Origin of the sequence: Agromyces sp. G08B096, assembly GCF_040267705.1 — a bacterium.
Lineage (GTDB): Bacteria > Actinomycetota > Actinomycetes > Actinomycetales > Microbacteriaceae > Agromyces.
This window is the reverse complement of the sequence record NZ_CP158374.1, coordinates 2,187,365-2,199,701: the sequence shown is the minus strand read 5'-3', so window position 1 is coordinate 2,199,701 and position 12,337 is coordinate 2,187,365. Positions and strand designations below refer to the sequence as shown.

At 71.7% G+C, this 12,337-nt stretch carries 9 protein-coding genes; 7 read left to right on the top strand and 2 right to left on the bottom strand.

What is annotated here, in order from left to right; translation table 11 throughout:
* The first annotated feature begins 17 nt into the window (after window positions 1-17).
* The 5 genes from ABIQ69_RS10645 to rbfA all read left to right on the top strand — a co-directional run bounded on the left by ABIQ69_RS10645 (window position 18) and on the right by rbfA (window position 7,026).
* The gene (locus tag ABIQ69_RS10645) at window positions 18-2,093 is read left to right on the top strand and encodes a PhoX family phosphatase (protein WP_350347095.1); all 2,076 of its coding nucleotides are present in this window, start codon (window positions 18-20) and stop codon (window positions 2,091-2,093) included.
* A 218-nt stretch (window positions 2,094-2,311) separates the two neighbouring features.
* Window positions 2,312-3,310 (top strand): transcription termination factor NusA, encoded by a 999-nt coding sequence (gene nusA, locus ABIQ69_RS10640; protein ID WP_350347094.1) that lies wholly within the window; start codon window positions 2,312-2,314, stop codon window positions 3,308-3,310.
* Window positions 3,311-3,353: 43 nt separating this feature from the next.
* Window positions 3,354-3,599: a YlxR family protein gene (locus ABIQ69_RS10635; RefSeq protein ID WP_350347093.1), complete on the top strand. Its 246-nt coding sequence runs from the start codon at window positions 3,354-3,356 to the stop codon at window positions 3,597-3,599.
* Window positions 3,600-3,686: 87 nt separating this feature from the next.
* Window positions 3,687-6,464, top strand: a complete 2,778-nt coding sequence (infB, locus tag ABIQ69_RS10630; RefSeq protein ID WP_350347092.1) for a translation initiation factor IF-2 — start codon at window positions 3,687-3,689, stop codon at window positions 6,462-6,464.
* A gap of 64 nt (window positions 6,465-6,528) precedes the next feature.
* A complete protein-coding gene (gene rbfA, locus ABIQ69_RS10625) occupies window positions 6,529-7,026 on the top strand; it encodes a 30S ribosome-binding factor RbfA (RefSeq protein ID WP_350347091.1) in 498 nt (165 codons plus the stop codon).
* Window positions 7,027-7,083: 57 nt separating this feature from the next.
* Here the strand turns inward: rbfA and ABIQ69_RS10620 are convergent, their stop codons facing one another.
* Together ABIQ69_RS10620 and ABIQ69_RS10615 are read right to left on the bottom strand one after the other, a co-directional pair.
* The gene (locus ABIQ69_RS10620; RefSeq protein ID WP_350347090.1) at window positions 7,084-8,010 is read right to left on the bottom strand and encodes a LysR family transcriptional regulator; all 927 of its coding nucleotides are present in this window, start codon (window positions 8,008-8,010) and stop codon (window positions 7,084-7,086) included.
* A 38-nt stretch (window positions 8,011-8,048) separates the two neighbouring features.
* Complete coding sequence (locus ABIQ69_RS10615; RefSeq protein WP_350347089.1) at window positions 8,049-8,942, bottom strand: A/G-specific adenine glycosylase; 894 nt, start codon at window positions 8,940-8,942, stop codon at window positions 8,049-8,051.
* Between the two features lie 56 nt (window positions 8,943-8,998).
* Here ABIQ69_RS10615 and ABIQ69_RS10610 point away from each other — a divergent pair, with 56 nt between their 5' ends.
* Together ABIQ69_RS10610 and ABIQ69_RS10605 are read left to right on the top strand one after the other, a co-directional pair.
* The gene (locus ABIQ69_RS10610; protein WP_350347088.1) at window positions 8,999-9,601 is read left to right on the top strand and encodes a hypothetical protein; all 603 of its coding nucleotides are present in this window, start codon (window positions 8,999-9,001) and stop codon (window positions 9,599-9,601) included.
* Window positions 9,602-9,864: 263 nt separating this feature from the next.
* On the top strand, window positions 9,865-12,309 hold the full coding sequence (locus tag ABIQ69_RS10605; RefSeq protein ID WP_350347087.1) for a hypothetical protein: 2,445 nt from the start codon (window positions 9,865-9,867) through the stop codon (window positions 12,307-12,309).
* The last annotated feature ends 28 nt before the right edge of the window (window positions 12,310-12,337 follow it).

The following is a 12,337-nucleotide window of genomic DNA, read 5'->3' as shown; positions in this document are numbered from 1 at the left end:
GAGAGTGAGGATGCGCCGTGGCATTGACCGAGCCCACCACCCGACGGAACCTGCCGATCGTCGACCACGCGAGGGGCAAGCGCTCGCCGGTGACGTGCCGGCTGAAGTGCGCCGACGCGTGCCTCGGACCCGAGTGCAACACGTCGGCGAACCCCGAGTTCCGGTCGCTCGCGTCGGCGGCGTTGAGCCGTCGGGCGCTGCTCGGGCTGGGCGCGGCCGGAGCGCTCACGATCGCCGCGGCCGACGCGTTCCGCGGCACGTCGGCGACGGCCGCGACGGGGGCGACCCTCGGCCGGGGCGGCGCCGGGGCGGCGGCATCCGGACTCCCGTTCGATGCCATCGCACCCGTCTCCTCGTCGGTGGACGAGTTCACGGTGCCCGCGGGGTACCGGTGGCAGGCCCTGATCCGCTGGGGCGACCCGATCTTCCCCGACGCTCCCGGGTTCGACCTGGCTGCCCAGTCGCCCGAGGCGCAGGCGCGGCAGTTCGGCTACAACAACGACTACCTCGACGTGATCGCCGACGCCGGCGGGCTCACCGGCGTGCTCGTCGCGAACCACGAGTACGTGAACCCGAACATCATGTTCGAGCCGACCACCGATCCCGCAGAGCTGCAGCGTCGCGGCGAGATCTACAAGGCCGCGCAGGGGATGTCGGTCGTCGAGGTGCGCCGACCAGCCGTCGGGCAGCCCTGGGAGATCGTCGTCGGCGGTCGGAGAAACCGCCGCATCACCGTGGAGACCCCGTTCGAGCTCACCGGACCCGCGGCGGGCGGCGCCTCGCTCAAGACCGTCGAGGACCCGACCGGCCGGGTCGTGCTCGGCACGCTGGGCAACTGCGCCGGCGGCACGACGCCGTGGGGCACCGTGCTCTCCGGCGAGGAGAACTTCAACGGCTACTTCAAGGCCGCCCCGAACACGCCGGCGAGACAGCGCTACGGCTTCGCCGACCGCGCCACGTCGACGGGGTGGGAGGCGTACGACCCTCGGTTCGACGGCAACGCCGCGGGGTACGAGAACGAGTCGAACCGGTTCGGCTACATCGTCGAGATCGATCCGCAGGATCCGACCTCGACGCCCGTGAAGCACACCGCGATGGGCCGGTTCAAGCACGAGGGCGCGAACGTCCGCATCGCCGAGGACGGCCGGGCCGTCGCGTACATGGGCGACGACGAGCGCGGCGACTACCTCTACAAGTTCGTCTCGAAGCACAAGTTCAACCCGAAGGACAACCCGGGCGCCCGCAAGCAGAACCGGCGCCTGCTCGCCGAGGGCGACCTCTTCGTCGCCCGCTTCTCCGGCAACTCGCCCGCGGCCGAGATCGACGGCTCGGGGCGGCTGCCGAGCGACGGCGCCTTCGACGGCACGGGGGAGTGGGTCGCGCTCACCCGCAAGGGCGAGAGCGCCATTCCCGGCATGACGATCGAAGAGGTGCTCGTGAACACCCGCCTCGCGGCGGACCGCGTGATCGGTGTCACGAAGATGGACCGCTGCGAGGACGTCGAGCCGCACCCCACGACCGGGCGCGTGTACGTCGCCTGCACCAACAACACCAACCGCGGGTCATCCGCTCAGCCGGTCGACGAGGCGAACCCTCGTGCGACGAACCGCGACGGACACGTCATCGAGCTGACGGAGCTCCGCGGACAGTCGGGTGAGGAGTTCGGCTGGAAGGTGCTGCTGCTCTGCGGTGACCCGGCGAGCTCGACGCCGACCTACTTCGCCGGGTTCCCGAAGGAGCAGGTCTCGCCGATCTCCTGCCCCGACAACGTCGCGTTCGACGCCGAGGGCAACCTCTGGATCTCCACCGACGGGGCGCCGTCGACCATCCAGAAGAACGACGGACTGTTCAAGGTGCCGCTGGAGGGCCCGGAGCGCGGCCGCGTGCAGCAGTTCCTGTCCGTGCCGCGCCAGGCCGAGACCTGCGGCCCCGTGATCCGGTCGGAGGAGGGCATGGTCTTCGTCGCCGTGCAGCACCCGGGCGAGGACGGCAGCCTCGCGGCGCCCACCTCCCTGTTCCCCGATTTCGGCTCCACGGCGCCCGGCGCCGCGCGGGCGCCGAGGCCGTCGGTCGTGCAGGTCTGGCGCGGCTGACCGGAGCGCGCGCCCTCGGGGGGGCGGGCGCGCCACGCGGCGACGGATGCCGCGACGGTCGACGGATGTCGCGCGGTGGGGGCCGCGCGGCATCCGTCGGACCGGTTCCGGGGCCTCCCGTCCGGTCCGGGCGGTCCCGGGCGAGCGAGACATCCGCTACCGTAGTCACGGTGCTGCGTGAGGGGATGCGGCGAAGAGCTTAATAGAGGAGGCCGGCGATGGATATCGACCTCAGCGTGCTCCGCATGATGGAGCGCGAGAAGGAGATCCCGTTCGACGAGTTGGTGCAGATCATCGAGCAGGCCATCCTGATGGCCTACGTGAAGCACACGAACCCGGGCCAGCACGGCCACCAGAACCCGAACGGCGCGCGCGCCCACCTCGACCGCAAGACCGGTCACGTCTCGGTGTACGTGCCCGAGCTCGACGACGAGGGCAACGTCATCGGCGAGGTCGAGGACAGCCCCAGCGACTTCGGTCGTATCGCAGCGTTCGCCGCGAAGCAGGTCATCAACCAGCGCCTGCGCGATCTCGCGGACGATGCGGTGCTCGGCGAGTTCCGCGGCCGCGAGGGCGACATCGTCGCGGGCGTCATCCAGCAGGGCCCGAACCCGCGCATGGTGCACATCGACCTCGGCACCGTCGAGGCGATCCTGCCGCCCGAGGAGCAGGTGCCGGGCGAGGAGTATCCGCACGGCCAGCGCATCCGCGTCTACGTGACGAGCGTGGCCAAGGGCGCCAAGGGTCCCTCGATCACGGTCTCGCGGACGCATCCCGCCCTCGTGCGCAAGCTCTTCGCACTCGAGGTGCCCGAGATCGCCTCCGGCGTCGTCGAGATCGTCTCCCTCGCCCGCGAGGCCGGCCACCGGACGAAGATCGCCGTACGCGCGACCCAGCCCGGAGTGAACGCGAAGGGCGCGTGCATCGGCGAGCTCGGACAGCGCGTGCGCGCGGTCACGGCGGAGCTCGGCAACGAGAAGATCGACATCGTCGACTGGTCCGACGACTTGGCCACGTTCGTCGCCTCGGCGCTGTCGCCGGCGAAGGTGACGAGCGCGTTCGTCATCGACGAGTCGATCCGCGCGGTGCGCGCGCTCGTGCCCGATTACCAGCTGTCGCTCGCGATCGGCAAGGAGGGCCAGAACGCCCGCCTCGCGGCGAAGCTCACGGGCGCGAAGATCGACATCCAGCCCGACTCGGTGCTCGACCAGGCCTGAGGGGCGAGGCGCGGTCCCGGGCGGGGCGCGCCGGAGGTGTAGGATGGAACCCGTCAGAACGTGCATAGGCTGCCGTTCGCGCGCTCCGCGGTCCTCGCTTCTGAGGGTCGTCCTCCGAGATTCCCTGGTCGTCGTCGATACGGCGGCCGTGCTTCCCGGTCGGGGTGCGTGGCTGCATCCGACGCTGGAGTGCTTCCGGCTCGCCGAGCGGCGACGCGCTTTCGGGCGTGCGCTCCGCACCCGCGGAGAGCTGGACACCAGTGAAGTAGAGAACAGGCTGAACGGCTGATGGACCACTCATGAGCGGCTCGAAATGAGACCCGTCCGTTAATCACGGTCTGCCCCTGTCCGGGTGCAGGCCCGGAACAGGAGAGATGTGGCTGCGAAACCACGCGTACACGAGATCGCGAGCGAGATCGGGGTCGACACCAAGGTCGCCCTCGAGAAGCTCAAGGAGATGGGCGAATACGTCAAGGGCCCGTCGTCCTCGATCGAACCCCCCGTCGCCCGCCGGCTGAAGGCCGCGCTCGAGGCCGACGGTTCGGCGGGCAAGGCGGCACCGGCCGCGACGCCCGCCCCGACTGCGGCGCGCCCCGCCGCGCCCAAGCCCGGCCCGAAGGCGCCCGCGAAGGCGCCCGAGGCCGCCCCGGCCGCACCCGCCGGCGAGGCCCCGATGACGGTGGCCGAGCGGCAGGCGCAGGCCGAGAAGGCGCTCGCCGAGAAGGCCGCGGCCGAGCAGGCCGCTGCCGCCGCCACGTCGGCCGAGCCCGCGAAGTCGGATGCCGCGAAGCCGGCCGCCGGGCCGAAGCCCGGTGCCGTCCCGCGGCCCGGCCCGAAGCCCGGCGCTCCGCGCCCGGGCAACAACCCGTTCTCGAGCTCGCAGGGCATGGGCCAGCGCCCCGCTCAGCCGCGCCCGGGCAACAACCCCTTCTCCAGCTCGCAGGGCATGGGCCAGCGCCCGTCGCCGGGCAACATCCCGCGCCCGCAGGCGCCGCGACCGGGCGCTCCGCGTCCGGGCGCCCCGCGTCCCGGCGGCTTCCGTCCCGGTGCGCCGGGCGGCGCGGGTCGTCCGGGCGGCGCAGGCCGTCCCGGCGGTCCCGGGCGTCCGGGCGGTGCCGGTGCCGGTGCCGGCGCGGGCGGCTTCCGTCCCGGCGGTCCCGGCGGCTTCGGCGGTCCCCGCCCCGCAGGCGGCGGCGGTCGCGGTCGTGGCCCCGGCGGCGGTACGGCCGGCGCGTTCGGCCGCGGCGGCGGCAAGTCGAAGGCTCGCAAGTCGAAGCGGACGAAGCGGCAGGAGTTCGAGATGCGGGAGGCTCCGTCGCTCGGCGGCGTGAGCGTTCCCCGCGGCGACGGCGGCACGGTCATCCGACTGCGTCGCGGCGCCTCCATCTCGGACTTCGCCGACAAGATCGACGCGAACCCCGGTTCGCTCGTGACGGTGCTCTTCCACCTCGGTGAGATGGCGACTGCCACGGAGTCCCTCGACGAGGCCACCTTCCAGGTGCTCGGCGAGGAGCTCGGGTACAAGATCCAGATCGTCTCGCCCGAGGACGAAGACCGCGAGCTCCTCGAGGGCTTCGACATCGACCTCGACCAGGAGCTCGAGGATGAGACCGACGAGGACCTCGAGCAGCGTCCTCCGGTGGTCACCGTCATGGGCCACGTCGACCACGGTAAGACGCGACTGCTCGACGCGATCCGCAACGCGAACGTCGTGGCGGGCGAGGCCGGCGGCATCACCCAGCACATCGGTGCGTACCAGGTGCACACCGAGCACGAGGGCGTCGAGCGCGCGATCACCTTCATCGACACCCCGGGTCACGAGGCGTTCACCGCCATGCGTGCCCGTGGTGCGCAGGTGACCGACATCGCGATCCTCGTGGTCGCGGCCGACGACGGCATCATGCCGCAGACGATCGAGGCGCTGAACCACGCCCAGTCGGCCAACGTGCCGATCGTGGTCGCGGTGAACAAGATCGACAAGCCCGACGCGAACCCCGCGAAGGTGCGCCAGCAGCTGACCGAGTTCGGCCTCGTGGCCGAGGAGTACGGCGGCGACGTCATGTTCGTCGACGTGTCGGCCCGCGAGGGCATCGGCATCCAGGAGCTGCTCGACGCGGTGCTCCTGACCGCCGACGCCGGGCTCGACCTCCGCGCGAACCCCAACAAGGACGCCCGCGGTGTCGCGATCGAGGCGAAGCTCGACAAGGGTCGTGGTGCGGTCGCGACCGTGCTGATCCAGTCGGGCACGCTGAAGGTCGGCGACGCGATCGTGGCCGGCACGGCCTACGGCCGCGTGCGTGCCATGGCCGACGAGAACGGCGACCCGGTGCTGGCCGCGACCCCGTCGCGCCCGGTGCAGGTGCAGGGCCTCTCGAGCGTCCCGCGCGCCGGCGACACCTTCCTCGTCACCGAGGAGGACCGCACCGCCCGCCAGATCGCCGAGAAGCGCGAAGCCGCCGAGCGCAACGCCCAGCTGGCCAAGGCCCGCAAGCGGATCTCGCTCGAGGACTTCACGCGTGCGCTGGAAGAGGGCAAGGTCGAGGCGCTCAACCTCATCATCAAGGGCGACGTGTCGGGTGCCGTCGAGGCGCTCGAGGAGTCCCTGATGAAGATCGAGGTCGACGACTCGGTGCAGCTGCGCATCCTGCACCGCGGTGTGGGTGCGATCACCGAGTCCGACATCGACCTGGCGACGATCGACAACGCGATCGTGATCGGGTTCAACGTCCGCCCCGACGTGAAGGCGCGCGAGCGCGCCGCTCGCGAGGGCGTGGACGTGCGGTTCTACTCGGTCATCTACAACGCGATCGACGACATCGAGAACTCGCTGAAGGGCATGCTCAAGCCCGAGTTCGAAGAGGTGCAGTCGGGTGTCGCCGAAATCCGCGAGGTGTTCCGCTCCTCGAAGTTCGGCAACATCGCCGGTGTCATCGTGCGGTCGGGAACGATCACGCGCAACGCCAAGGCGCGCGTCATCCGCGATGGCGTCGTCGTCGGCGACAACCTCGCGATCGAGTCGCTCCGCCGGTTCAAGGACGACGTCACCGAGGTCCGTACGGACTTCGAGGCGGGCATCGGCCTCGGCAAGTACAACGACATCCAGGTCGGCGACGAGATCGAGACGATCGAGATGCGCGAGAAGCCTCGCGCGTAGTCCCGAACGGGGGCGGCGGTCCATCCGCCGCCCCCGTTTCGACCTCCCGGAAAGGCAGGCACCCATGGCTGACCCGCAGCGGGCCAGGAAGATGGCCGACCGCATCAAGGAGATCGTCGCCCGCCGGCTCGACAAGGGCCTGCGCGATCCCCGCCTCGGGTTCGTGACGATCACGGATGTGCGGGTGACCGGCGACCTCCAGCACGCCACGATCTTCTACACCGTCTACGGCACGGAGGAGGAGCGCAACGACTCCGCCGCGGCGCTGAAGGCGGCGACGGGGATGCTCCGCAGCGAGGTGGGCCGGAACATCACGGCACGCCTCACTCCGACGCTGGAGTTCATCCTCGACGCGATCCCCGAGAACGCCGAGCACATCGAGTCGCTGCTGCGCGAGGCGCGCACCCGTGACGCCGAGACCGCGAGCCTCGCGAGCTCGGCCGAGTACGCCGGCGAAGCCGACCCGTACGTCAAGCCGCGCGACCTCGACGACTTCGACGACGAGCTCGACGACGAGGCATCCGACCTCGCGGACGACGCGGAGGCGGGCGGCGCACGCTGACCCGCCGTCTGTGGACGGAATGAGACGAGGGATGCCCCGCCCGGGGCATCCCTCGTCTCATTCGGGGGCGGCGACTCGGTTCGGGAGGCCGAGCAGTGCGGGCCGTACGTCTTCGATGCGCCGGCGCATGGCGGCGATGAACGCGAGGACGACGGGCTGCCGGAGCGCCTCTGGCCGGCTCACCAGCCAGTAGGGGAGTCGCGCCTCGATCTCGCCGGGGAAGAGGCGCACGAGATCGTCGTGCCGGTCGGCGAGGAAGGCCGGCAGCAGCCCGATGCCCGCGCCCGCGCGGGTGGCGTCGACGTGCACGTAGACGTTCGTGCTCGACACGGAGTCGCGCAGGTCGGGGATCGCGCCGCGGGCGTCGTCGAGCGCGTCGACCTGCAGCATCGATTCGATGAAGTACACGAGCGGATGCCGCGCCAGGTCGGCGGGCGTGGCCGGGGTGCCGTGGCGCTCGAGGTACGCGCGGCTGGCGTACGTGCCGAGAACGTAGTCGGCCAGGTGCGTCGCCTCCGCGCGGTGCACGTGGGGGCGCCCGACGACGACCTCGAGGTCGACCCCGACGCGCTGCTGTGCGGCCCGCCGGGTCGCCGCGACGATCTCGAGCGCCACGTCTGGGTGCTCGCGTCGCACGGCGACGAGGGCCGGCGCAGCGATGAACCCGCTGAAGCCGTCGGTGGCCGAGAGGCGCACGGTTCCGGCGAGGGTGGCCGCCCCCGGGTCGAGGGTGCGCATCGCGCGTTCGACGCCTTCGGCGGCGGAGACCGCGTGCTCGCCGAGGGCGGTCAGCACCCAGCCGGACGCGCCGCGCGCCAGCACCCGACCGCCGAGCGAGCCTTCGAGCGCCTCGATGCGTCGCGCGACGGTGGTGTGGTTGAGGCCCAGTTGCGCGGCCGCAGCGGTGTAGCGGCCGGCTCGGGCGACGGCGAGCAGGACGAGCAGGTCGTCGGGGTTGGGCGTCGGCCGCGGTGCCGTGATCACGCTCTGCATGATCGCACATCGCGCGGCGACGAGATGCCTCAGGTGTGCGGGAGTGCGTAGCCGTCGGGGTCGACGACCGCCAGTCCGTCGGCGACGAGCGAGGCGATCGCCCGATCGAGCTGACCGGCATCGGGCCACACCTCCGCGAGCGCGTCGCGGGAGACCGGATGGTGGCCAGCGCGCAGCTCGCGCAGCACGAGACCGCGCACCTGACGATCGCTGCCCTCGAAGCGGGCCTGGCGGCGCGGACTCACTCCCTCGGGCGCGGGGAAGCCGGCGGCGCGCCACGCGCAGAGGTCGGCGATCGGACAGACGTCGCACCGCGGCGCCCGAGCCGTGCACACCGTGGCACCGAGCTCCATCGCCCCGGCGTTGAAGGCGCGCGCGGCCACCGGATCCGTCGGCAGCAGCTCCGCCATCGCGGCGAGGTCGCGCGCCGCGGACGGCGCTCCCGCGATCGCGCGTCCCTCGACGGATCGGGCGATCACCCGGCGCGTGTTGGTGTCGACGACGGGATGCCGCTCGCCGAATGCGAATGCGGCGACGGCGCGGGCCGTGTAGGGCCCGATGCCCTGGAGGGCCAGCAGTGCCTCGACATCTCGCGGCACCTCGCCTCCATGCCGCTCGACGAGCTCGACGGCAGCCTGATGCAGCCAGAGCGCACGCCGCGGATAGCCCAGCCGATCCCACGCTCGGACCGCCTCCGCCGGCGGCTCCGCCGCGAGCGCGGCGGGCGTCGGCCAGCGCGCGATCCACGCCTCCCAGCGGGGCACGACCCGTGCGACCTGGGTCTGCTGCAGCATGAACTCGCTCACCAGCACCGCCCACGGGGACACATCGGCGGCCCGCCAGGGCAGCGGCCGCGCGGCATCCGCGAACCAGGCGACGACCCGGCGCGCGAGCTCGTCGCGGCGATCGGCGGGGCGGGGCATCCCACCAGCGTAGGCGCGCGCGGCGGCCGCGCCGCTACGCTCGGAGCATGCGGCTGGTGACGAATCCTCGGGTGGCGTTCCTGCGCGAGCTCGCCGGGGAGATCCTCGACCGGTACGGTCGCGGCCGGATGATCGTGGCCGTCGACGGGCCGCTGCGGAGCGGGAAGTCCGCGTTCGCCGACGACCTCCGCGACGTCCTCATGGAGCGGGAGCACACGGTGTTCCGCGCACGCATGGAGGACTTCCACCGCTCGCGCGAGGCGCAGGCCGCCTACGGCCCCGACACGCCGGAGCGGTACTTCGGCTACGGGTACGACGAGTCGGCCCTGCGCCGCGCACTCGTCGAGCCCTTCCGGCTGGCCGGTTCGGCGGCGTTCGTCACCCGGGTCTTCGATCCGTCGCGCGACGCCTGGGTCGAACCGAAGTGGATCACCGGGCCGGAAGACGCGATCCTCGTCATCGACGGCCGGTTCCTGCTCCGCGAGCGGCTGACCGGCCTCTGGGACTTCCGGATCGCGATCGACGGCGACCCCACGGATGCCGCAGACCTGCTGGCCTACGCGACGCGCGACCCGCGCACCGTCGCCGACGTGGTGGTCGATCTCGGGGATCCGGCGCATCCTCGGCGCTCCGGGGAACGGCGCCCGGACGAAACCTGAAGCCTCCTCGCCTGCTTTGTGGCCGGTCCCCAAAAAGGGGGACATTTCCACAACCACCTCACGAAAACGGGGTGGAACTCCCGATTCTTCGCCATACTGAGTCCACTGCCATCCCCCTGGCATTCCGAGCCCCGCCCCCCGCTCCACCCGAATGACCCGACCGCGGCCGCGCGACCCCATCGCGCCGTGCCCAGCTGCTCCTGCAGACGATCGTGTCCTCACCGAGGTTCGGCGTGCCGATGGACCCCTGGAGAAGACACCTCATGAGCATCTCGCGCGCCCGCAGGGCGCAATCCGCCACCGGTGCCGATCCGTCGCGCGCCCGCGCACGGAAGCGGCACCCGCTTCGCCGCCTCGCGGCGACCGTCGCCGCCGTCCTGCTGGGCGCCGGCCTCTCCGTCGTCGGGGCCGCGGCGCCCGCATCGGCGCACCACGCCACGGTCGGCGCCTCCTACGAGTGCAACCCGGAGACCGGCGCCTTCGACATCACCTGGACGGTCAACAACTCCGAGCGGAACAAGACCGCGGAGGTGACTGCGTCGTCGAACAAGAAGGTCGTCGCGGTCGGGACCAAGCTCGGGAAGGCCGAGACGAAGAGCTTCGTGCAGCGCGGAGTCGCGGCCGGCACGTATTCGCTCGAGGTGGAGCTCGATTGGGACGGGGCACGACCCGATTCCGACTCGAAGACGATCACCGTGAAGGGCGACTGCGGCGGCGGCAGCGGCAACGACAAGGTCTGCGACCCGCTCGACACCGGTCACCTGACGGACGCGACGGGTGCCACGCACACGATCACCGCGCCCGAGGGCAAGCTCATCGCCGAGGTGTGCGTGAAGGCGGGCTCGATCAAGCAGGGCCAGGGCCCCGAGTACACGACGATCGACCCGCCGTCGAAGACCGTCACGATCTCCCACTCCAGCAAGAAGGACATCTCGCACTACTCCGTGCGCTACGTCGACGACCACAACTGGAGCTACGCCGCGCCGACCTGCGAGGCGCTGACGGTGATCTATCCGAAGGGCGTGACCGGCAACGACGTCAACATCCGCGTCGTGCTCGACGGCCAGCGGACCACGCTGAACTTCCACAACAACGACGGCCGCTGGTCGGGCACGCAGACGTTCGTCTACGCCTCGCACGCGAACTGGCCGAAGCCGGCTCCCTCCACCTGGACGATCGAGTGGGTGCAGGTCGACGGCACGAACTACCACTGGGAGGGCGAGGTCACCTGCGGTGATACCGTCATTCCCGCCCCCGACCGCCCCGGCAAGATCGACGAGTGCGGCGTGCTGAACGACGCCATCGTGCTGCCCGCCGACACCGCCGAGATCGCCTGGACCGTCGAGGGAGACCCCAAGACCGGCTCCGCCACTGCGGTCGCGACCGCGAAGGACGGCTTCGTGTTCCCGGGTGGCGCAGCCACGGCACGGTTCCCGTTCGCGTTCACGAACGTGCCGTGCGTGACCGAGCTCGAGTGGCCGACCGCGCCGCAGCACCGCGACGTGTGCGGCGCCGGTGATGAGATCATCCTGCCGCCGTCGACCGCGCAGATCGTGTGGACGATCGAGGGCACGCCCGCGAGCGGTGCGGCGACCGCGGTCGCGACCGCTCAGCCCGGCTATGCCTTCCCCGGCGGGGCGACGGTGAAGCGGTTCGACTTCACGTTCACCGACGTGCCCTGCCCGGTCGTGATCGAAGTGCCGGCGAAGCCGGCCGCGGTCGACGTCTGCGGCGTGGCCGGCGACCAGGTGCTGCTCCCGGGCGAGAGTGAGCAGCTCGTCTGGCGGCTCGACGGCGACGTGACGACCGGGGCCGCCACGGCGGTCGCCACCGCCAAGCCCGGGTTCCAGTTCGCGGACGGCACCACGGAGCGCAAGTTCGCATACACCTTCACCGACGAGCCCTGCCCCGTCGAGGTGCCCGTGCCCGCCGCGGCGGCGTCTGAAGACGTCTGCGGCGTCGACGATGACCGCATCGTCCTGCCCGCCGACACCGACCAGGTGACCTGGACCATCGAGGGCGACGAGACCGAGGGGGCGGCGATCGCCGTCGCCACGACCACGGCGGGCTTCGAGTTCGAGGACGGCAGCACCACCAAGCAGTTCGCGTACGAGTTCTCCGACGAGCCGTGTGCCGAGCCGAGCCTCGCCGGGTCGATCGCGGCCGGCACCTGCCTCGCGAACGCCCCGTGGATCGTCTTCGACGTCGTGCTGACCGACCCCGACGCCCAGTCGACGAGTCGTCTCGTGAAGCTCGTGCTGAGCGACGGCACGAACAGCGAGACCCTCGAGCTCGGCGAGCTCGACGAGAACGGCAAGCTCTCCGGCCGCATCCTCTGGCCCGGCGCCAGCGTCGACGAGCAGGGCAACCCGACCGGCTGGCCCGGGTGGGAGCAGACGGCCGACGGCTTCTGGGTCGAGACCGACGGCAACTACGCCTGGACCCGCTCGCTCACCTCGGCCACGCTGCAGGTGAACCCCGAGCTCGGGGTCGGCCTCGCCTATCCGCCGGCCACGCCGAACTGCCTCTCCGGCCCCGGCGGCTCCGGCTCCGGTGACGGCAGCGCCTTGGCCGTCACGGGGCAGGGGAAGGGCCTCGCGAGCACCGGCTTCGCCGGGGCGACCATCGCGATCGTCGCGGGCATCATCGTGGTCGCGGGTGTCGCGTTCCTCGTGATCGCACGCCTCCGCCGCAACACGAAGGCCTGACCCGCGTCGGCCTGATCAGCCCGAAGGG

Excerpts from the sequence above, each read along its gene's own strand:
- ABIQ69_RS10615 (WP_350347089.1), bottom strand. The coding sequence starts at position 8,942 with ATGCCCCGCCCCGCCGATCGCCGCGACGAGCTCGCGCGCCGGGTCGTC.
- rbfA (WP_350347091.1), top strand. The coding sequence starts at position 6,529 with ATGGCTGACCCGCAGCGGGCCAGGAAGATGGCCGACCGCATCAAGGAG.
- ABIQ69_RS10605 (WP_350347087.1), top strand. The coding sequence starts at position 9,865 with ATGAGCATCTCGCGCGCCCGCAGGGCGCAATCCGCCACCGGTGCCGAT.
- nusA (WP_350347094.1), top strand. The coding sequence starts at position 2,312 with ATGGATATCGACCTCAGCGTGCTCCGCATGATGGAGCGCGAGAAGGAG.
- ABIQ69_RS10635 (WP_350347093.1), top strand. The coding sequence starts at position 3,354 with ATGGAACCCGTCAGAACGTGCATAGGCTGCCGTTCGCGCGCTCCGCGG.